This is a genomic window from Antarcticibacterium arcticum (assembly GCF_007993795.1).
Lineage (GTDB): Bacteria > Bacteroidota > Bacteroidia > Flavobacteriales > Flavobacteriaceae > Gillisia > Gillisia arctica.
In genome coordinates, this window is the sequence record NZ_CP042476.1 from 2,744,877 (window position 1) to 2,765,870 (window position 20,994).

At 39.1% G+C, this 20,994-nt stretch carries 22 protein-coding genes; 17 read left to right on the forward strand and 5 right to left on the reverse strand.

The genetic code is table 11. From position 1 onward, the window contains the following. Nucleotides 1–52 precede the first annotated feature (52 nt). Both FK178_RS12400 and FK178_RS12405 read left to right on the forward strand, forming a co-directional pair. Nucleotides 53–916 (forward strand): class I SAM-dependent methyltransferase, encoded by an 864-nt coding sequence (locus FK178_RS12400; RefSeq protein ID WP_240793834.1) that lies wholly within the window; start codon nt 53–55, stop codon nt 914–916. Between the two features lie 226 nt (nt 917–1,142). Then, a complete protein-coding gene (locus FK178_RS12405) occupies nt 1,143–1,658 on the forward strand; it encodes an OmpH family outer membrane protein (protein ID WP_146835639.1) in 516 nt (171 codons plus the stop codon). A gap of 50 nt (nt 1,659–1,708) precedes the next feature. Here the strand turns inward: FK178_RS12405 and FK178_RS12410 are convergent, their stop codons facing one another. Both FK178_RS12410 and FK178_RS12415 read right to left on the reverse strand, forming a co-directional pair. Further along, entirely contained in the window at nt 1,709–2,104 is a 396-nt protein-coding gene (locus tag FK178_RS12410) for a DoxX family protein (protein WP_146835642.1), read from the reverse strand. A gap of 10 nt (nt 2,105–2,114) precedes the next feature. After that, the gene (locus FK178_RS12415) at nt 2,115–3,269 is read right to left on the reverse strand and encodes a DNA polymerase III subunit (RefSeq protein ID WP_146835645.1); all 1,155 of its coding nucleotides are present in this window, start codon (nt 3,267–3,269) and stop codon (nt 2,115–2,117) included. Nucleotides 3,270–3,422: 153 nt separating this feature from the next. Between FK178_RS12415 and FK178_RS12420 the strand changes: the two genes are divergently transcribed. The 3 genes from FK178_RS12420 to FK178_RS12430 are packed head-to-tail and all read left to right on the forward strand — an operon-like array spanning nt 3,423 to nt 7,257. Beyond that, the gene (locus FK178_RS12420; protein WP_146835648.1) at nt 3,423–4,607 is read left to right on the forward strand and encodes a phosphoglycerate kinase; all 1,185 of its coding nucleotides are present in this window, start codon (nt 3,423–3,425) and stop codon (nt 4,605–4,607) included. A 44-nt stretch (nt 4,608–4,651) separates the two neighbouring features. Beyond that, complete coding sequence (locus tag FK178_RS12425) at nt 4,652–6,247, forward strand: LysM peptidoglycan-binding domain-containing protein (RefSeq protein ID WP_146835653.1); 1,596 nt, start codon at nt 4,652–4,654, stop codon at nt 6,245–6,247. Nucleotides 6,248–6,273: 26 nt separating this feature from the next. Beyond that, the gene (locus tag FK178_RS12430) at nt 6,274–7,257 is read left to right on the forward strand and encodes a DUF4837 family protein (protein ID WP_146835655.1); all 984 of its coding nucleotides are present in this window, start codon (nt 6,274–6,276) and stop codon (nt 7,255–7,257) included. Between the two features lie 45 nt (nt 7,258–7,302). On the opposite strand, the gene tatA is transcribed toward FK178_RS12430, so the two are convergent. After that, nucleotides 7,303–7,497, reverse strand: coding sequence for a twin-arginine translocase TatA/TatE family subunit (gene tatA / locus FK178_RS12435; RefSeq protein ID WP_146835658.1), 195 nt, complete (start codon nt 7,495–7,497; stop codon nt 7,303–7,305). A gap of 111 nt (nt 7,498–7,608) precedes the next feature. Here tatA and FK178_RS12440 point away from each other — a divergent pair, with 111 nt between their 5' ends. The 7 genes from FK178_RS12440 to FK178_RS12470 are packed head-to-tail and all read left to right on the forward strand — an operon-like array spanning nt 7,609 to nt 14,909. Beyond that, on the forward strand, nt 7,609–8,478 hold the full coding sequence (locus FK178_RS12440) for a M23 family metallopeptidase (RefSeq protein WP_146835661.1): 870 nt from the start codon (nt 7,609–7,611) through the stop codon (nt 8,476–8,478). 4 nt (nt 8,479–8,482) lie between these two features. Next, the gene (locus FK178_RS12445; protein WP_146835663.1) at nt 8,483–9,982 is read left to right on the forward strand and encodes a GH3 family domain-containing protein; all 1,500 of its coding nucleotides are present in this window, start codon (nt 8,483–8,485) and stop codon (nt 9,980–9,982) included. Between the two features lie 6 nt (nt 9,983–9,988). Further along, nucleotides 9,989–11,674 (forward strand): DUF6909 family protein, encoded by a 1,686-nt coding sequence (locus FK178_RS12450; RefSeq protein ID WP_146835666.1) that lies wholly within the window; start codon nt 9,989–9,991, stop codon nt 11,672–11,674. A 4-nt stretch (nt 11,675–11,678) separates the two neighbouring features. Continuing rightward, nucleotides 11,679–12,224, forward strand: coding sequence for a dTDP-4-dehydrorhamnose 3,5-epimerase (gene rfbC / locus FK178_RS12455; protein ID WP_146835669.1), 546 nt, complete (start codon nt 11,679–11,681; stop codon nt 12,222–12,224). Beyond that, a complete protein-coding gene (rfbD, locus tag FK178_RS12460; RefSeq protein WP_146835672.1) occupies nt 12,221–13,081 on the forward strand; it encodes a dTDP-4-dehydrorhamnose reductase in 861 nt (286 codons plus the stop codon). The genes rfbC and rfbD overlap by 4 nt, the downstream gene beginning before the upstream one ends. A gap of 34 nt (nt 13,082–13,115) precedes the next feature. Further along, the gene (locus tag FK178_RS12465; RefSeq protein ID WP_146835675.1) at nt 13,116–14,105 is read left to right on the forward strand and encodes a UDP-glucuronic acid decarboxylase family protein; all 990 of its coding nucleotides are present in this window, start codon (nt 13,116–13,118) and stop codon (nt 14,103–14,105) included. Between the two features lie 9 nt (nt 14,106–14,114). Then, nucleotides 14,115–14,909 (forward strand): glycosyltransferase family 2 protein, encoded by a 795-nt coding sequence (locus FK178_RS12470; RefSeq protein ID WP_240793835.1) that lies wholly within the window; start codon nt 14,115–14,117, stop codon nt 14,907–14,909. Here FK178_RS12470 and FK178_RS12475 read toward each other — a convergent pair. Then, entirely contained in the window at nt 14,883–16,190 is a 1,308-nt protein-coding gene (locus tag FK178_RS12475) for a phenylacetate--CoA ligase family protein (RefSeq protein ID WP_146835678.1), read from the reverse strand. The genes FK178_RS12470 and FK178_RS12475 overlap by 27 nt on opposite strands. 90 nt (nt 16,191–16,280) lie before the next feature. Here FK178_RS12475 and purD point away from each other — a divergent pair, with 90 nt between their 5' ends. Then, nucleotides 16,281–17,555 (forward strand): phosphoribosylamine--glycine ligase, encoded by a 1,275-nt coding sequence (purD, locus tag FK178_RS12480; RefSeq protein ID WP_146835681.1) that lies wholly within the window; start codon nt 16,281–16,283, stop codon nt 17,553–17,555. On the opposite strand, the gene FK178_RS12485 is transcribed toward purD, so the two are convergent. Beyond that, complete coding sequence (locus FK178_RS12485) at nt 17,547–17,777, reverse strand: DUF6341 family protein (RefSeq protein WP_146835684.1); 231 nt, start codon at nt 17,775–17,777, stop codon at nt 17,547–17,549. The two genes, purD and FK178_RS12485, sit on opposite strands and share 9 nt — an antisense overlap. A 45-nt stretch (nt 17,778–17,822) precedes the next feature. Between FK178_RS12485 and FK178_RS12490 the strand changes: the two genes are divergently transcribed. Genes FK178_RS12490 through FK178_RS12505 form a run of 4 tightly spaced genes read left to right on the forward strand, consistent with a single transcriptional unit; the run spans nt 17,823 to nt 20,992 of the window. Further along, on the forward strand, nt 17,823–18,749 hold the full coding sequence (locus FK178_RS12490) for a DUF6427 family protein (protein WP_146835686.1): 927 nt from the start codon (nt 17,823–17,825) through the stop codon (nt 18,747–18,749). Between the two features lie 17 nt (nt 18,750–18,766). Beyond that, a complete protein-coding gene (locus FK178_RS12495) occupies nt 18,767–19,390 on the forward strand; it encodes a hypothetical protein (RefSeq protein WP_240793836.1) in 624 nt (207 codons plus the stop codon). Beyond that, a complete protein-coding gene (locus FK178_RS12500) occupies nt 19,387–20,385 on the forward strand; it encodes a DNA adenine methylase (protein WP_146835692.1) in 999 nt (332 codons plus the stop codon). The genes FK178_RS12495 and FK178_RS12500 overlap by 4 nt, the downstream gene beginning before the upstream one ends. A gap of 1 nt (nt 20,386) precedes the next feature. Further along, nucleotides 20,387–20,992, forward strand: coding sequence for a DUF4254 domain-containing protein (locus tag FK178_RS12505; RefSeq protein WP_146835696.1), 606 nt, complete (start codon nt 20,387–20,389; stop codon nt 20,990–20,992). Nucleotides 20,993–20,994 lie beyond the last annotated feature (2 nt).

The following is a 20,994-nucleotide window of genomic DNA, read 5'->3' on the forward strand; positions in this document are numbered from 1 at the left end:
GGAACAATAAAGAAATTTTGTACTTTAATCGCCGCATTTTACAAAATAAAAAGTGAAAAATTCATCCCTGGGATTATCTACGACACCCCATCTCGTTTGTAAAGATCATACCGTAACCGGTAAAGAATTCGAACTTTTGTTTGATGCAGAAAGAGAAATGCTGGTAACATTTCCAACACCCGACATAGGAGATCTACCTTCATACTACAAAAGCGAGAAATACATTTCACATACAGATTCCCAGAAGTCATTTTTTGACAAAGTGTATCAGCTTGTAAAAAGCAATATGCTTCAAAGAAAACTAAAATGGATTGAAAAGAAGGTCCCTGCAAAAGGAAGGCTTTTGGATATTGGTGCAGGAACCGGAGATTTTTTACTGGAGGCCAAAAAAAGAGGTTGGAAAGTAAAGGGGGTAGAGCCAAACGAAAGTGCCCGTAACCTGGCACAGGAAAAAGGTTTAAATCTTTATCCCAATTCTGAAAATTTCAGGTCCAATAAATTTGATGTTATCACACTGTGGCATGTATTGGAACATGTGCCAGACCTTAAAGCTCAAATTATAGAGTTGGAACACCTTTTAAAAAAAGGGGGTTTGTTGATCATTGCCGTTCCAAATTATAAAAGTTACGATGCACAATATTATAAAGAATTTTGGGCGGCCTATGATGTGCCGAGACACCTATGGCATTTTTCCCGAAATAGCTTTAAGCATTTAATTTCCGGAACAGGTTTCAAACAAACAGATTCCAAACCACTTATTTTCGATTCCTTTTATGTGAGCCTGCTTTCTGAAAAATATAAGTCCGGCAAATCCAATTTTATAAAACCTCTCATTATTGGCCTTAAATCTAATTTTAAAGCCCGAAGCACTGCAGAGTATTCATCTATTGCTTACTTCTTCAGAAAAATAAGCTAAAAAACCATTTTCAGGCGATTTAAGCCCTTCATACTTCCAAAACCAAGGAAACACCTTTACTCACTTCTAAAAACCTGTTATAAAGCATTTGTTGAGTTAGATTTCAATGCAAGTTTTCTATATCCGGAATGTTTTTGATAAGTTTTTCTTATAATCCTGAATCTTTAAAATAAATTATTTTATTGAGCATACTTTATTACTTTTGCGGCAAACAAATTAAAGCAATATGAAAAAATTATTTTTGGTTGTATTGATTGCAGCCGGTCTTACAAGTTGTAATCAGGAAAAAACAGCCTATGTTGATACTACTAAACTTATCCAGGAGTACAGCGAGATGAAAGATGTGGAAGCAAAATTCACTACTAAGTCTGATAGGGTTAAAACTGAACTGGATTCTCTTGCAAGAGGATTTCAACAGGAAGTTCAGGAATACCAGCAAAATATGGGTGCTTTAAGCAATACTCAAAGACAGGAAACTGAGGAAAGATTGATGCGTAAGCAACAGGCAATACAGCAACAGCAACAGCAAATGGGCAACCAATTGCGCCAGGAAAGTGATGTTGTGATTGATTCTATCGTTACCAAGGTTAAGGAATATGTAAGAGAATACGGAAAAGATAACGGCTACACTTACATATTTGGATCCAATGAATCTGCGAACATCATGTATGCAAAAGACGGATTGGATATCACAGAAGAGATCCTTGAAAAGCTTAATTCAGGTTACAAGAAAACCGAATAAACCTACTTTATATTAAAAAAAAACCCCGGAATTTCCGGGGTTTTTTTATTTTATGACAAAATATAAACTCCAAGAATAACCACTACAAAGTAGCCTGTAATAGTAAATGCTCCCGCATAATCTTTAGCTACTCTCTGGCCAAACAACAGCATTAATAAAGTAATTGCGGCCAGGACACAGGAATATAAAGCTATAGTGGTAGCCCCGTTCATTAAAAGCTGAGCGATTCCTATTATTGCCAGGATACCTGTTAAAACTTCCAGAATTAAAATTACCCCCAGCATAAGAGGAACTTGACCCGCGAGAAAGGTTTTAGAGAAATGTCCCTGTAACCAACCTGTGTTACCTTTCCAATCTGTGATCTTATCAAGCCCGGATTGCAGGAAGGTGATTATTATAAATAGCAGGATAAGTATTTCGGTAATAAAGGGGTTGAAGTATTCCATATATTAAGATTTATGCGGCTTTTTTATGAAGCAGCCTTGTGAGTTTTATAGATAGATCTGTAAGAATGATCTTTGCATTTCCATTGCGTTCAATGTGGTAAATTGCCGTTTCGATCTCAGATGTAATCCCCGATATATTTAAGCCGTCTATGAAAGGGGCAAATTTTTCCAGTTTGAAACTGGGATCCTTAACCTGCATATAGATCAAATTGGAGGCATTATAATTATATAGCATTGCTTGCCGGAAAAATGCAAGGCAATACAATAAAAAGCTTTTTTGTGTCTCTCTGCCCATCCCCGCTATTACTTCGCTCCACGAAATGAGGTCAAGAATAGATGCTTTATTTCCCCTAGCTTTAAATGCGCTTCTTACCCATTTTATAAAAAGGGCTTCAAATTGTTCATCGCTGGGATCATGATTTAACAGGTGCAGGGCATTGGCATAACTCCCATTCGCCTGGATAGCAAGTTTTTTGGCATCGGCCGGGAGAAGTTGATGTTTGGTAACCAAACACTCTGCAATTACAGCCTCCGGGAGAGGGGGAAACCGCAAAATTTGACAGCGGGAACGTATAGTTTGGATTATTTGTTCCTCGTCTTCAGCAATAAGAATAAATAAAGTTTTTTCCGGTGGTTCTTCAATTAATTTCAGCAACTTATTGGCACTTGCTATGTTCATTTTATCTGCGCCCCATATGATCATAATCTTGTAACCACCTTCATAGGATTTCAATGCAAGAGCCTTTACAATTTCCTGAGCCTCATCTACACCAATTTGACCCTGTTTGTTCTCTATACCAATTTTTTGATACCAGTCAAATAAACTTCCGTAGGAATTTTCTGCAATAAACTCTCTCCAGGAATCCAAAAAATTATTGGAAACCGGGTGAGATTTTATTTTATCATTGGTTGCTACCGGAAAGGCAAAATGGAGGTCTGGATGAGAAAGGTTCCTGAATTTTGAATTACAGGCTTTATTGCCATTTTCATTTTCCTGGCCGGTATTATTGCATAAAATATATTGGGAATATGCAATAGCCATTGAAAGGATGCCGCTCCCATGATTCCCGGTAAATAACTGGGCATGGGGTATACGGCCCCTATTGGCAGTGGTGGTTAAATGATTTTTAATGTGGGATAAGCCCGGGACTTCCGAAAAAAGCATAAGCAAAGATAAAATTAATCTTCACTTTATATCTTCAGAAAAAATTATATTTGTAAAATGGACCTTTGCTAAAAAAGGTCATTTGAGGCCAGGAGAAATTTGCTAAATGGTTAAGCTGCGGTTTCCCGTATAATTTCCAATACAAGAAAAAAAATGAAAACATTAGACGACTATAATTTTAAAAATAAAAAAGCACTGATCAGGGTAGATTTTAATGTACCCGTGAGTAAAGGTGAAGTGGGAGATACTACCCGCATTGAGGCCGCAAAACCTACTATAATTAAGATACTTGAAGACGGCGGGAGCGTTATTTTAATGTCTCATTTAGGACGCCCTGAAAATAAAGAAGCGAAATATTCCCTCGAACAAATTGTTCCAACAGTTTCAGAAATCCTGGGAGTTGAAACAAAATTCGTTAATGAATGTGTAGGGGAAAAGGCTGAAACCGCCGCGAAAAATTTACAAGCCGGGGAAGTATTATTGCTTGAAAACCTGAGGTATTATCCCGAGGAGACAGAGGGCGATAAAGATTTTGCTCAAAAGCTTTCAAAACTGGGTGATATATATGTGAATGACGCCTTTGGAACAGCACACCGCGCCCACGCTTCCACTACAATTGTTGCCAACTATTTTGAAGATAAGTGTTTTGGATATTTATTGCAGAAGGAAATAGAAAGCCTTAATAAGGTACTAAAATCGGCAGAAAAACCTGTTACAGCCATACTTGGTGGAGCCAAAGTTTCTTCAAAGATCACTGTTATTGAAAATATTCTTGATAAGGTAGACCACCTGATAATTGGCGGCGGTATGGCCTTTACTTTTATTAAAGCCCGTGGAGGCAAGGTGGGAAGTTCCCTGGTGGAAGATGATAAACAGGATCTTGCCCTTGAAATACTGGAAATTGCTGATAAAAAGGGTGTAAAAATACATTTGCCTATAGATTCTGTAATAGCTGACAGCTTTTCAGAAATGGCCAGTACAGATATTACTGATACAGATTCTATTCCCGACGGCTGGATGGGCCTTGATGCAGGACCTAAAACCATAGAAAATTTTTCGAATGTGATTGCAGCCTCCAAAACTATTCTTTGGAATGGACCTGTTGGGGTTTTTGAAATGGAGCCTTTTTCAAAAGGGACCATACAAATTGGGGAAGCAATAGGTGATGCAACCGAGAAGGGGGCTTTCTCACTTGTTGGTGGAGGAGATTCAGTGTCCGCAGTAAAACAATTTAACCTTGAAGATCGCATGAGTTATGTATCTACCGGGGGAGGTGCTATGCTTGAGATGCTGGAAGGGAAATCATTGCCCGGGATTCTGGCAATTACAAATGAGTAATACGAAAAACCTGAGTTTTTCGTTTTCATTTTAAATTAAATTTTATGAAGAAAGTAGTTTCTTTTCTCCTGTTTTTAATATTTATGGGAGTTGGTGCCCAAACTCCTAAAAAATCAGTCAACACCAATACTACTGAAACAAAAAAAGCAAATTTCCGTGTCCAGGTATTTGAAAAAAAGACCGAAGCGGATATAAAGCTGGAAGAAGCTGACCCCGATTTTAAAAAGCGCCTTCCTATTTCAGCAAAAATAGAAAAGACAGATCTTTCCTCCCTACAGGACCTGCCCAGGGCAAAAGTGATTGATTCTGTGTGGAAAAAAGAACTTTTAAACTCAGATCTCTATGACCATATGCAAAAGGAGATCCTTAATCAGGATTATTCTGAAGTGGTTTATAAAGAGCTTCCTACAGATACGTTAAAGGCCAGGCTGGCCAGGTTAAATGCCCGTACACCTTTTGATGTTGAGTACAATCCCATCCTGGAAAGTGTTATAAAATCCTATTTAAAGAGAAATAAAAAATCAATGGAGCGCCTTATGGCGTTAAGCGAATACTATTTTCCAATGTTTGAACAGCAGCTGGACAGGCTGGATGTTCCGCTGGAGATAAAATACCTTGCTATTGTTGAGTCTGCACTTAATCCGCGGGCAAGATCGCATATGGGTGCCACTGGATTATGGCAATTTATGTTTGCTACGGGAAAAATGCACGGGCTGGACGTTAGTTCCTATGTAGATGAACGCATGGATCCTATTATGTCTACTGCAGCTGCCGCCGAATATCTTGCGAGTTTATACAGGACCTTTGGCGACTGGGACCTGGTTTTGGCCTCCTATAATTCAGGGCCGGGAAATGTTTCAAAAGCCATTCGACGTAGTGGCGGCTCTACCAATTATTGGGATCTTAGAAAGTTCTTGCCGAAGGAAACAGCGGGGTATGTTCCGGCTTTCCTTGCCACGCTTTATCTGTTTGAGTATGCTAAAGAACATGATTTTCAACCGGAAAGACCTTCTGTTGCCTTTTTTGAAACAGATACCCTCCACGTGAAACAATCTCTAACTTTTGATCAAATCACCGAAGTTACCGGAGTTGAAAAAGAGTTACTACAATTCTTAAACCCAAGTTATAAGCTGGACCTTATACCTTATGTTGAAGATGAAGCCTACGCTCTTAGATTGCCGCGCAGCAGCGTTGGATTATTTGTGAACAACGAGGATAAGATCTATAATTTCGCTAAAACCGAAATTGCCGAAAAGGAAAAGAAACTCCCACGTTTTGCAGAGGCGGAGGAAAAAATTCGATATAAGGTAAAAAGCGGGGATTATTTAGGTAAAGTTGCCCAAAAGTATGGTGTAGGAATAAATAGCCTAAAAAGCTGGAATAACCTAAGCGATAATAATTTACGGGTAGGACAATATTTAACCATATATTCCGCCAAAACTGTCTCGCTTTCTCAGGCTGCTCCTGCAAAAAACAGCACTACATCTGCCTCTAAATCCTATACGGTTAAAAGCGGCGATTCTCTTTGGAGTATTTCACAAAAATTTCCGGGCATTACGGTACAGAATTTGAAGAGTTGGAATCAAATATCCAGTACAAATCTTAAACCGGGAATGGTCCTGAAGCTTTCAAAAGGATAAGCGGCCATCTGCAATATATATAATCTATGAAGAATTTAGTGTATTTAACCGCTCTCTTCGCCTTTCTTTTGATGGGTTGTAATGATAGTGAGGAAAATAAAAATGACAGGGTACTTACAGATTCTTCAGGGAATATCAATAATGTTTCCATCGTAATAGAAAATGAAAAATGGGAAGGTTCAATTGGGGAAGCCCTTAGGCGTAACCTGGCCGCACCGGTAGATGGGTTGCCTCAGGAAGAACCCTTGTTCTCTCTAAACCAAATGCCACCCGAAGCTTTTACGGGCTTTGTTAGGAAAAACAGGTTATTTGTAAAGGTAGAAAACGGAAAGCCCGCTAGTTTTAAAATTTATAAAGATCCTTTTGCCTTTCCTCAAAGCGGAATATTGATCACCGGCCTTAATAATGAAGAGATTGTTGCGCAAATTGATGCCAATTCAGAAGAAATCGTAAAGGTTTTTAAAACTACCGAAATTAAAGAGAAACAACGCCGTATAAAAAAATCCCTGAAAGATGATAAAACCTTACGGGATCAACTGGGAGTGTCCCTTAAATTTCCTTCAGCATACCGCTATGCCATTGAAGAAGAGGATTTCTTCTGGATTAGAAAGGATATACCCAGAGGTATGATGGAGATTATGATCTATGAAGTGCCTATGCATGTAATTGATAGCGATACCAATGTTATTGGAAATATAATTAAAATGAGAGATTCTATTGGGAAAGCCCACATTCCGGGCCCTGTGGAAGGAAGTCATATGATCACAGAGGCCGCTTATGCACCCTATTTATTCAACTCCAGCCTTGACGGAAAATTTGCTTATGAGACCCGGGGAACCTGGGAAGTCAAGAACGCATTTATGGCTGGGCCATTCATAAATTATGCAGTAAGGGATGAAGCCAATAACAGGTACATTATTCTTGAAGGTTTTGCGTTTTCCCCTGCAACCGCCAAACGCGATAATATGTTTGAACTGGATGCAATTTTACAATCTGTAAAGATCCAATAAAAAAAGGCCCAATTTATATTGGGCCTTTTTTATAGTATTTATAAATTATTTATTCTCTTTTGGAATATTGGTTTTATCCTCGGAGTCATCCTTGGAGGCATCTTTGAATTCTTTAATTCCACTTCCCAAACCTCTCATTAATTCAGGGATTTTACGACCTCCAAACAACAATAGCACCACAATAACTATTAAAATTATTTGAGGCGCTCCAATCATCAATGGTAAAATAAGTGAGTTCATAGTTTTTATTTTATAAATCAAAGTTACTAAGAAAACATTTAATTAAAGGTTTGAGGACAATAAATAGTATAAATTTAACTTTATGCTATCTTTGTTATAGCAGGAAATTCTATGGCTAAAGAAAGAAAAAACAAAAAAAAATTCACTAAAAAATTACTGCATAAATACAGGCTGGTAATTTTAAATGAAGATACATTTGAGGAAAGACTTTCCTTCAAGCTCACACGGCTTAATGTTTTTGTACTTGTAACTTCCAGTGTAATTCTCCTTATAGCAGGAACAACATTTTTAATAGCTTTTACCGGCCTCAGGGAATATATTCCGGGTTATTCTCCTGCCCAATTGAAAAAACAAGCAACAGATCTCGCTTATAAAACAGATTCATTGCAAAATACCATCCTGTTAAATAATCAATACTATGAATCAATAAGAAAAGTGCTTACCGGAGACCTGGAAGCAGGCATTCTTAACAGGGATTCTCTTGTGAGGGCGCAGCAAATAGACCCTTCTCTTATTGATCTCACCCGTTCACGGGCAGATTCCTTGTTAAGAGAAGAAGTGGCCCAGGAAGATAAATACAATGTTTTGGAAACAGCCGGAGGCTCCATGGACTTTTCATTATTTCCCCCTGCCAAAGGACCCATCACCGAGCGCTATGATCTTAAAACGCGGCATTATGCAGTAGATGTGGTAGTCGCCAAAAACACCCCTATTAAAGCAGCAGCATCCGGCAGGGTTATTTTTGCTGAATGGAGTGCGGCAACTGGATTTGTGATTATAATAAAACATGACTATGGACTTACCACTGTATATAAACATAATGCCTCGCTTACAAAAGAGCAGGGTGACCAGGTAAGATCTGGAGAAGTTATCGCAACAGCCGGTTCCACCGGAGAATTAAGTACCGGACCCCACCTTCATTTTGAGCTTTGGTTGGAGGGCAATCCCGTAAATCCTACAGATTATATTGATTTCGAATAAAACTATGTCTATAAAATCTTTTGCAGCAAAAATTTTTGCCGGCTACATCCGGAAAAAAATAGACAATTGGGCTAGCAGGCCTGTAGAAGTGCAGGAAAAAGTATTCAGGAAGCTCATAAAGAAAGGAAGATCAACAAAGTTTGGGAAAGATCACGATTTTCTCAATATAAGCAACCATAAGGAGTTCGCGGAAAAAGTTCCAGTAAGAGACTATGAAGAGCTGCGGTTTTATGTGGATAAAATGGTGGCCGGCGAGCCAGATATCCTATGGCCGGGAAAACCTCTTTATTATGCCAAAACTTCCGGTACAACAAGTGGTGCCAAGTATATTCCCTTAACCCGGGACTCTATGCCTACCCATATTGAAGCAGCACGAAATGCAATTTTATGCTATATAGCTGAGACCGGTAATTCCCGGTTTGTAGATGGCAAAATGATCTTTTTGCAGGGTAGCCCTGAAATGGAGGAGAAGAATGGCGTAAAATTGGGAAGACTTTCCGGGATTGTGGCTCATTATGTACCGGCCTATTTACAAAGAAACCGCCTTCCCAGCTGGGAAACCAACTGTATTGAGGATTGGGAATCTAAAGTGGATGCCATTGTTGAAGAAACCAGGAATGAAAATATGACCGTGATAAGCGGGATCCCATCCTGGGTTCAAATGTATTTTGAAAATTTAAAGGCCAGGACCGGAAAACCGGTAGGGGAACTGTTCCCTAATTTTAACCTCTTCATTTATGGAGGGGTAAATTATGAGCCATACCGCGCAAAATTTGAAAACCTAATTGGCAGAAAAGTAGATAGTATCGAACTTTTTCCTGCCTCTGAAGGATTCTTCGCTTTTCAGGATAAGCAAAATGAAAAGGGTATGTTACTCCAACTTAATTCAGGGATATTCTATGAGTTTATAAAAGCTGACGAATTCTTTGAAGAAAAGCCAAAAAGACTTACTATTGGGGAGGTAGAGACCGGAGTTAATTATGTACTTATCATTTCCAGCACCGCGGGCTTGTGGGCGTACAATATTGGAGATACCGTACAATTCACCTCCCTGTCTCCCTACCGGGTGATAGTTTCTGGAAGGATAAAGCATTTTATATCGGCATTTGGGGAGCATGTGATCGCCAAGGAAGTTGAGGAAGCCATGCAAGAGGCAACATCCTCAACCGGAGCCAGGATAACAGAGTTTTCAGTGGCCCCCCAAATAACTCCGGAAGGAGATGAACTGCCTTACCACGAATGGTTTATTGAATTTGAAAAAGAACCTGAAAATATGGATGTTTTCAGGGATGTTCTGGACAAAACTTTACAGGAACAAAATTCTTATTATTTTGATCTTATAGAAGGGAAGATCCTTCAGAAGTTAAAGATAAGTACTATGCCTGCAAATGGGTTTCAGGATTATATGAGATCTATAGGAAAGCTGGGTGGACAAAATAAATTACCAAGGCTCTCTAATGACCGTAAGATCGCTGAGCAGCTGGAGAAAATAAAAAAGCAATAAAATTATATGGTGAATTTAAAATTGATGGGAAGGACCCGTGCACAGGAAAGCACAAATGCGATTGAAAGAATGTATATCACCATGCGGCATCTCTTTAACCGCGGGTTCTATAAACCCATGGGAGTTTCGGGAGAAACATTAAGGGAATCCTTAATGACCTTAAGACCGGAGATCTATGGTTCCATAGCCGAGGAAAAAGTGGAACTGGAGGGCTTACTTTATGTGGTAGACAGGTTGCCCAAGGGAATTGAGGAATGCAGATACATTAATTTGACCAGCGATGAGGGTTATGCAAATTCCCATTTTAAACCTATTGTTCCCCCAAAAAGAAGAAGGAATTGTTACCGCATAGATGAGGAACAAATGAATATTGAGATCACCCGGGGCCGGTCGGAAATCTATGATATTCTTACCCATCTTACTTTTTTATTCCTTGAGTCCCATAAGATCATGAGAAGGGTAATTATCCATGAAGACGGGACAGTTTCACGAGATTGGCTAAAACTGGAAGCGGCAATTCAGAAAAAAGAACTTACCCAGATTGAACGGGAAATAGCACTCACACACACGGCAAACATTCTTGGCAGAACCTTCAAGGAGGTAACATTGATGTACCCTAAATTTATGTTGCCGGAAAATGAAGAGCGGTTTTTAAATATAATTTACTGGCTGGGGAAACTTGCCCTGGAAGAAACCGTTGAAAATAATAAGCGGATAGTAACTTTTAGCCCTGTATTACGGGAAAGGCTTGGGCACCATATTCATGGGGAAATTTGGGCCGATGGGGTTAAGCAATATTTACTTGAAAATAATTTAATGCACCGTCCCATTCACATAATAAGTGCCAATATGCACAGTGTAATGAACACCCTTTTTACTCCCCTGGCATTAAAAACCGAGCTTAAGGGAAAGACCTCAATGGAGATCTATGAAGAACTCAGTGACAAAGGGAATGGACAGTTGCGCAATAAGATCATGAAAGCCGCACTGGATAGCGGGATGAAATTTATTGAAGATACCAGCGGTACTAATATTGATGTTCAGGTTTTTGACACCGCCCAATTGAAAAACGGCTTTGGAAATTCAAAATTTAAGGATGTTAAGGAGGATGATAAACCGGTTATCATTGTAATGGATTATGCATTTGGGGAACAGGCATATGAAACTATGGATGAGCTGCTTAAACCTTATACTTTTGAAGAAAATATAATTCATCTTAACGTAGTTTCCATTTCCATAATGGGGAAAGCGGGGATCCTGGATGGAGGAAAAGGGGACATAATGATCCCGTCTGCCCACTTATTTGAGGGCACTGCCGATAATTACCCATTTATTAACCAACTCACAAAAGAAGATCTTACCGGGCATGGAATAAAAGTGGTAGATGGTACAATGATCTCGGTTTTAGGAACTTCTTTACAAAACAAGGATATTTTGAAATTCTTTCAGGAATCTACCTGGAATGTGGTTGGTTTGGAAATGGAGGGAGCGCATTATCAAAAAGCTATTCAGGCTGCGTCCCGCCTACGTGGAAATATAAGGGAAGATGTACAGGTGAGGTATGCCTATTATGCATCAGATAATCCATTGGTTACAGGTAGCACTCTTGCCTCCGGAGGATTGGGAACAGCCGGGGTAAAACCCACTTATCTTATAACCGAAAAGATACTTGAACAAATTTTCAACTCTTAATTCCATGAAATTTCACTCTACCCCCTTAAAAGATTGCTTCTATATCTCACCAGATGTGTTTAGAGATCGCCGGGGAGTCTTCCTGGAAAGCTACCGTAAAAATAAATTTAAAGAGGGTACAGGGCTTGATATTGATTTTGTTCAGGATAACCAGTCGGTTTCTACCCGGGGAGTTCTACGTGGCCTGCATTTCCAGGGAGGGGACCATGCTCAGGCTAAACTGGTACGGGTGATCTATGGAGAAGTTTTAGATGTGGTAGTGGATTTAAGACCTGATTCCCCTACCTTTAAATCATCTTTCAGTATTTTACTGAATGATATAAATCATCACCAGTTATTTATTCCGCAGGGATTTGCACACGGTTTTTTAACCCTGTCTGAAATATCAGTTTTTTCATATAAATGTGACCGGTATTATTCTCCGGGGGCAGAATCGGGTATTCTCTATAAGGATCCGGATCTTGCCATAGACTGGGGGATACCGCATGAGGACTTTATATTATCTGAAAAGGATAAACATTTACCAACCCTAAGAACATTGTTTCCATGAAAACCGTTTTAGTATTAGGAGCATCCGGCCAATTGGGCTTATGTATACAGGAAATAACTTCGGCAGATAATCAAATAGACTGGCTTTTCATGAGTTCCAGTGAGGTTGATATAACTTCCAGCTATGACCTTCAGCAGTGTTTTAACAGTAAGAGAATAGATTATTGTATAAACTGTTCGGCTTACACAAATGTTGAAAAAGCCGAAACCGACAAGGAAACAGCATTTTCTATAAATGCAGAAGCACTTAGAAGCCTGGCCGATATTTGTAAGCGCAACAACACTGTTTTATTCCATATTTCTACAGATTATGTTTTTAACGGAAGGGCTCAAATGCCTTATTTGGAAACAGACCTTACAGATCCCATAAATGTGTATGGAGCCTCAAAACTGGCGGGAGAAAATTATATAAAAGAGCACGCTAACAGGTATTTTATTTTCAGGACTTCCTGGTTGTATTCGCAATACGGGCACAATTTCTATAAAACAGTTCTAAGGAAGGCAGCAAATGGGGAGGAGTTGAATATTACAACTTCTCAAACCGGAACCCCCACCAATGCCCACCACCTTGCAAGATTTATAGTGAAATTAATCGAAGAGGGAAATTCCAGTTATGGCCTTTATCATTTTAGTAATACAGGGGAGACAACCTGGTATGGTTTTGCAAAGGAGATCCTTGATATTGCTTGCCAGGACAAGGGGAAATTAAAAGAAGACAATTCTTATAAAACCATAGCTTCCAGGCCTGTTTATAGTGTGCTCGATAAATCTAAATTAATTAATACATTCCACCACCAGATACCCGCATGGGAAGAAGGGGTTAAGGAATTATACTGTAAAGAAGCTTTGCCAAACTAGGTTAAAAAAAAATTACAGGAATAAATAAAATTGAATGGGGAAAAGAATATTAATAACAGGCGCTGCAGGATTTTTGGGCTCACATTTATGTGACAAATTTGTAAGTGAAGGTTACAGGGTTATTGGTATGGATAACCTTATAACCGGAGACATGAAAAATATTGATCATCTTTTGAAGGAGGAAAGCTTTGAATTTTTTCATTATGATGTTACAAGATTTGTTCATGTTGCAGGAGAGCTTGATTATATACTTCATTTTGCCTCCCCGGCAAGCCCTATTGATTATTTAAAGATCCCAATTCAAACCTTGAAAGTCGGCTCCCTGGGTATATGGCATTTACTGGGGCTTGCCAAAGAAAAAAATGCGCGAATACTTATAGCTTCTACTTCTGAAGTTTATGGCGACCCGCTGGTTCATCCGCAATCTGAAGATTATTACGGGAACGTTAATACTATAGGGCCGCGTGGGGTATATGATGAAGCCAAACGATTTCAGGAATCTATGACTATGGCGTACCACCGCTTTCATGGACTGGAGACCCGCATTGCGAGGATCTTTAATACCTATGGGCCAAGGATGAGGTTAAATGACGGAAGGGTAATTCCCGCGTTTATTGGCCAGGCGTTGAGAGGGGAAGACCTCACCGTATTTGGTGATGGATCTCAAACCCGTTCTTTCTGCTATGTAGATGATCAAATAGAAGGAATTTACCGCCTGCTGCTTAGCAATTACAGCGATCCTGTGAATATTGGTAATCCTGAAGAGATTACCATCAGGGATTTTGCAGAGGAGATCATTAAACTTACCAATACCAGCCAGAAAATAATTTACAAACCCTTGCCGGCCGATGATCCCCTGCAACGTCAACCCGATATCACGAGAGCCCGGAATATTTTAGGATGGGAACCAAAAGTTTCAAGGGAAGAAGGAATGAGGATCACCTATGATTATTTTAAGGGCCTTACAGAAGAAGAACTTTTTAAAAGTGAACATAAGGACTTTGCAAAGCATATTAAGCGCTAAAAAGCTATTATGATGAATACGCCCCTGGTTTCTGTGATCATGCCGGCGTATAATACGTCAAATTTTATTGCGGAGGCTATAGATTCTGTCATTAAGCAAACCTGGGCTCACTGGGAATTAATTATTATAGATGATGTGTCTACAGATGATACCGTTGAGGTTGTAAATTCTTTTTCAGCCAAAGAGGACAGGATCCATTTAATAAAAAACCTCAGCAATAAAGGCCCGGGGGTTGCCCGCAATTTGGGTATTGAAAAGGCAAAAGGTTCATTCATCGCCTTTCTGGATTCAGATGATCAATGGCTGCCTTATAAATTGGAAACCCAGATCGGATTTATGCAGCAGAACGATCTGGAGATGAGCTTTTCCAGCTATTATCTTCTAAAGGAAAATGAGGAACAGCCCTTTGCTATAGTGCAGGCACCGGAGGTTCTAACCTACAGGAAACTATTGAAATCCAATTACGTTGGAAATCTCACTGGTATCTACGATGTTGCAAAAATTGGTAAAGTGTTTGCTCCTGAGATAAGAAAACGTCAGGATTGGGCTTTATGGCTTACAATCCTTAAAAATAAGGGAGAGACCAGGGCAATTTCAAGGCCCCTGGCTGTTTACCGTGTGAGAAAAGAGTCTTTGTCTAAAAATAAAACAGCCCTCATAGCTTATAACTACAGGATCTACCGGAATTTTTTAAATTTTGGTTTCCTTAAGAGCTGTTTTTTTATGGGCAGGTTCCTATGGGAGCATTTTATAATAAAAAGAAAACAGGTAAAGCTTTTAGATAAGGGAAGTAAACTGCTTTAGTTTCCCGCTTTTATTTCTTACCAACACATCCATACGCTCAAAATTCACTTTAAGATCCTTGCCAACAAATGTTTCTATAGCCGCAAGAATTTTTTGATGTTGCAGGAGGGTGAATTCTTTTTCACTTACATATTCAATCTTAAAGGTATCGGGTTCAGTTTGAATAATTACAAATTCCTTAATACTGCCGGCATCTTCAATAATTGATTTTGTTACATAGTAAAACGTAAGCCCGGGAACCACTTTTCCATTGGCAAGGCGGGCAACATCATTGGTCCTTCCGGTTAAATTCTCCAGCACAGGTCTTTTCCAGGTACTTGAACGGCATAGGGTACCGGTATCTCCAATTTCATAACGTATCATTGGATGAGCCTTGTTATATAAGGAGGTGATCACAATTCTTCCTTCTTCTCCAAAGGGAAGTACCCTGTTATTTTCGTCCAGGATCTCAATGAAGAGACCTTCGGAATTAACGATCCATTCCTTACTGGAATTTTCAAAAGAGATAAGTCCTACCTCACTGGCTCCATATTCGTTCACTACAGGAACTCCAAAGGATCTTTCGATAAGGGTCCTGTCATTGTCAAAAAGTTTTTCAGAAGTGACAATACAAACTTTTAAACTGGGGCATATTTCTTTCAGGATGAATTGATGCTTTTCCAGGTACTTGGCAAAAAGAACTATAGCACTGGTATAGCCGTTTACGTAGTCAAACTTAGATTTGCGGAACCTTTCCAAAAATTCCAGCATTTTTTTCTCGCTAAGGTCAAATACATTAAATCTTCTGCGCAGGCTTACCCTGTCCTTAAACCGCTCGGTCATATTTCCGTAGAAATCCAGAGGGATCCCGTAAAACCTGGCCTGAAGAGATTGGTTTAAGTTAATGTCTATCCAGTGATAGCGGTCAATAAATTCAGCCCAGGTTAGGGCGTGGCAAAATCTGTCTTTTGCAAAAATAAAGGGATGCCCGCTTGAACCTGAAGTTTTACCCACATAAGAGTTGGATTTGGAAAATGAGTTGCTCAGGCGTTCCTTTAAAGGTCGTTGCAGGTCAGATTTCTGCATTACTGGGACTTCCTCCCAGCTGTTAAAATATTTATTCCCGAAGAACTTTTGATAAAAAGGATTATGGATGAGATGATATTCTACGATCTCTTTGCGCTGTTTTTCCAGATATTCACGGTAGCCTTCCTCGGGGAGTTTTTGAATTTCCCGCAGGAGTTTTTGAGCCCGGTTTATGGGAAATTTATTAAGTTGAAGGGAGATCTTAAACCAGTTCAAGGGGAAATAAGCTTTATTTTTATCGGAATATATTAGTGCCTCAATTTACAAACAATTATTTTTGGCGCAAGAACTTAAAAATAACTTCCTATGAATATTTTAATCCTGGGTGCCGGAGGCAGAGAACATGCTTTTGCTTATAAGATTTTGGAAAGTGAACATTGTTCAAAGCTCTTTGTAGCTCCCGGAAATGCAGGCACAGCCCAAATTGCCCAAAATATTGATTTGAAGGTAACCAATTTTGAAGCCATCAGGGATTTTGTTCTGAAAGAAAATATTCAAATGCTGGTAGTAGGACCGGAGGACCCACTGGTAGAGGGAATCACCGACTTTTTTACCCAAGATGCCCGTTTAAAGGATGTGTTGGTAATTGGGCCGTCAAAAAGGGGAGCCCTGCTTGAGGGAAGTAAACAAAGGGCGAAAGAATTTATGTTTACTCATAAGATCCCTACGGCAGCTTATCAAAGCTTCACGGGGAAAAGCCTTGACGCCGGAAAGGAATTTTTAAAAACACTTACCCCTCCATACGTTTTAAAGGCCGATGGTCTTGCCGGGGGGAAAGGTGTTTTGATCCTGGAAGATCTGGACGAAGCGCAAACAGAACTGGAGAACATGCTTACACAAAGTAAATTTGGGGAGGCAGGCGCCAAAGTCGTGATAGAAGAATTTCTATCGGGTATTGAACTAAGTGTGTTTGTTCTTACAGATGGGAAGAATTACAAAGTTTTACCCACCGCAAAAGACTATAAACGAATAGGAGAAGGAGATACAGGCCTTAATACCGGTGGAATGGGAGCCATTTCTCCTGTACCTTTTGCAGATGCAGAGTTTATGCACAAGGTGGAGGAACGCATAATAAAACCAACCATTGACGGATTAAAGAGAGAAGACATAGATTATAAAGGATTTGTGTTTATTGGCCTCATGAAAGTAGGAGATGATCCTTTTGTAATTGAATACAATGTGAGAATGGGCGACCCCGAGACAGAGGTGGTTTTGCCGCGAATAAAATCTGATCTTGTGGTTTTACTTCAAAAAACCGCTCAGCAAAGACTGGATGAGGTAGATGTAGAGATTGAAGCAAAAACGGCAGTGACTGTAATGTTGGTTTCAGGAGGATATCCTGAGGAATATGAGAAAGGAAAGGAGATCACAGGAATCAACCAGGTGGAAGGTTCCCTTGTTTTTCACGCCGGAACCGGCGTAAAGGACAGTAAAACCGTGACTAGCGGAGGAAGGGTTCTTGCCGTAACATCCTTTGGAAATGATTACAAAGAGGCATTAAAAAAATCTTATCAAAATGTAGATAAACTTCATTTTGATAAGATGTATTATAGAAAAGATCTTGGATTTGATTTAACCTAGGAAAGAATGAGCCGTAGGATCACGGTTCTCCTCATCGTTCTCATTGAATTTTTTAAGCTGTAACATCCAGAATATAAATGCAGCAAATGCAATAATCACAAAGATCCAGTTTAATATATTAGCCAGGAACCATGAGGACAATTCCAGCTCTCTAAGCATGTTGAATGGAAGAAATAATATTTCTTCAAAAAGCCAGGCAATTCCTTCAAAAAAATCTTTCATTGTATAACTTTGTTATATTATAGCACAAAAATATAAAAAACGGCAATGCTAACAAGCTTTTTTGGCAAATCAAAACCTATTAATTTTATAGCTGTCGTTCTTTTTATGGCAGTGTTTTATATACTTGCAAATTTCCAGGTCATTATTTCTTCCTTCTCTTTTCCCATTATATCGGCAAAAGCGGGAGTTTTTATCTGTTATATTCTAAGTGTTCCGGTACTGGATTTTATTGCCAAAAAGAATGATCTTACCAAAAGAAGCGCTTATAAGATTGTTGTCTTTGCCATTTTTTCGGTTTCCTTCCTTGCAATTCTCAGAAATGATGCGGTTCTAGTTTCAAACCTTTGTGTCTTACTTGCCCTAAGAAGAATTATAAGCCTGAAATCTCAAAAAGATGTGCAAAAAAAGATCTTTGATGCTACTTTCTGGATATGTATCGCCTCTCTTTTTTATTTCTGGTCTGTTCTTTTTTTGATTGTTATTTACAGTGGAATCCTGTTACACACCTCCCATTATTTTAAGAACTGGCTTATACCGCCGGTGGCGATCCTTGCAGTAAGTGCCCTAGTTACGGGCTTCAATATTATTTTTTATGACCAGTTTTATACTTTTTCTACCTGGTTCCAGGAAAGCAGTTTTAACTTTGAACTTTACCAGGACCCTCAACTATTAATACCCTTAAGTATTATATTGGCAGTTGCCGTTTGGACCGTTTTTTTTTATTTCGGGATACTCCAAAAGGCCAACATTAATTCCAGGCCTACCTATATTTTAGTTCTCCTTACACTTCTGGTTGCGGTGGGGGTTGCTTTGTTCTCTCCGGTTAAAAACGGAAGCGAATTGTTATTCTTTTTTGTTCCACTGGCAATTATCGCTTCCAACTACTTTGAAAGCAAAACCGAAAGGACTTTCAAGGAAATACTGCTCATAGGGCTTATTCTTATGCCAATTCTAATTCCTGTTTTCTTTTGAGGGATATTGATCTAATTATGTGCGAAGCTGAGCTTAAAAAGCGCTGGGAAATTCCTTATATATGGGGCAGAAAACAACAGGACGAGTGGGATAAACTTTCCGGGTTTATTTATGAAATAAAAAAATGGGAGGTCCTGCTTGAAAAAGTGGAAGAAGTTTCTATCTCAAAAAAAATCAACAGGCAGGAATTTCTAAATTATTGCAGCAACCGCTGGTATAATTTTATGAGCGCTATGGCGCTGGAAAAAATATTTTCAGATCACCCAGGGGTTGTTGCCGCTCACAATGAAAAAAACAGGCTTATTGATTTTTATATAAATGGAATTGGGTTTGATCTAAAGACAAGCGTCTTTCCGGCAAATTTTAAACCCGGATTAATAACTGCCCAATCCAAACCTGAGGAATTGATAAAGTGGTTATATGAAAATCAAAGTAGCCAGCAAAGAAAACACCTGGAAAACAGGCTTTTTCTTATAGTTTATGCAAAGAACGGGGAACACTGGAAGTTGAAAGCCGAGCTCACTTGGCTGGCAGAGCTTGTGAAAAATTATGTGCGGGGTTTTCAATCCAAAAATCTTATTGAATTGGAATTACAACAGGGAGAAATTACTTTTTCTGATATAATATGGGCAGTTAAATGAATTATATCGGATCCAAACACAAGCTTTCAGAATTCATTAAGTCCAATGTAGCCAAGGTTGTGCCGGGAGATTTGAAAGATAGGATTTTCTGTGACCTTTTTGCGGGTACGGGAAGTGTGGGAAGGAACTTTAAATCTTCAGTAAAAACCGTTATCGCAAATGATGTGGAATTTTACAGTTTTGTCTTGCTTCAAAATTATATTGGGAATTCCAAATCGCTGGATTTTGAACCGTGGCTTGAAAAATTGAATGCGCTTACTGGAATAAAAGGTTTTGTTTTTGAAAATTATTCTGAAGGAGGAAAGGCAGGCAGATTATATTTTTCTGAAGAAAACGGGATGAAAACAGATGCCGCGAGAATACAGATAGAGAAGTGGAAAGATTCTGCAGAAATTAAAGAAGACCTTTACTACTTTTTGCTGGCCTCCCTAATTGAGAGTGCAGATAAAGTAGCTAATACCGCCTCGGTCTATGGTGCCTATCTCAAAAAAATAAAGACTTCAGCCTCAAAAAAACTTAATATAAGCCCGGCAATCTTTGAAATTTCCGAAGAAGAACATCAGGTTTATAATAGGGACGCCAATGAACTGGTTAAGGAAATTGAAGGCGATATTTTGTATCTGGACCCTCCATACAATGCCCGGCAGTACGGCGCGAATTATCATTTGTTGAATACTATTGCGAAATATGATACCTTTGTGCCGCGGGGGAAAACAGGTTTGAGAGACTATTACCGCTCAGATTATTGCAGGACGGGAGAGGTGAAAGCATCTTTTGAAAGACTGTTGAAAAATGCAAATTTTCGCTACATTTTTTTAAGTTACAATAATGAAGGCATTATGCCCGCTGCCGGAATTAGGCAAATAATGGAACGCTATGGCAAATATGATCTTGAAACCACAAATTACCAGAGATTCAAGGCCGATAATGATAAAAACCGGAATCATAGCGCTGCCGCAACAACCGAATATTTACACATTTTAGAAAAAATATAATATGTTCTCAGATAAAGCAAACAGAATATTTCAGGAAGTAATTGAAAAATATCATGAAGTAAATACTGTAGATCAATCCTTTACCAATCCCTACGATAGAGATAATGAGCTATTGGAGCATTTGCTATTCAGAAAATGCTGGATAGATACTGTTCAGTGGCATTATGAAGATATTATTCGCGACCCGAATATAGATCCTGTTGCCGCTTTAACACTAAAAAGACAAATTGATGCTTCCAACCAGGATCGAACAGATACTGTTGAATATATAGACAGTTATTTCCTTGATAAATACAGGGAAGTAACCCCACGGGATAATGCTACCATCAATACTGAAAGTCCGGCCTGGGGAGTAGACCGCCTTTCAATTCTTGCATTAAAGATCTTTCATATGAATGAAGAGGCTACCCGTGAAGATGCATCCCAGGATCACAGATCCAAGTGCAATGAAAAGCTGAATGTTCTTTTGGAACAACGGACAGACCTTTCAAAAGCCATAGATCAACTTCTTGAAGATATTGAGAATGGCGATAAATATATGAAAGTGTACAGGCAAATGAAGATGTACAATGATGATGAACTAAACCCCGTGCTTCGTAAAAAATAAGA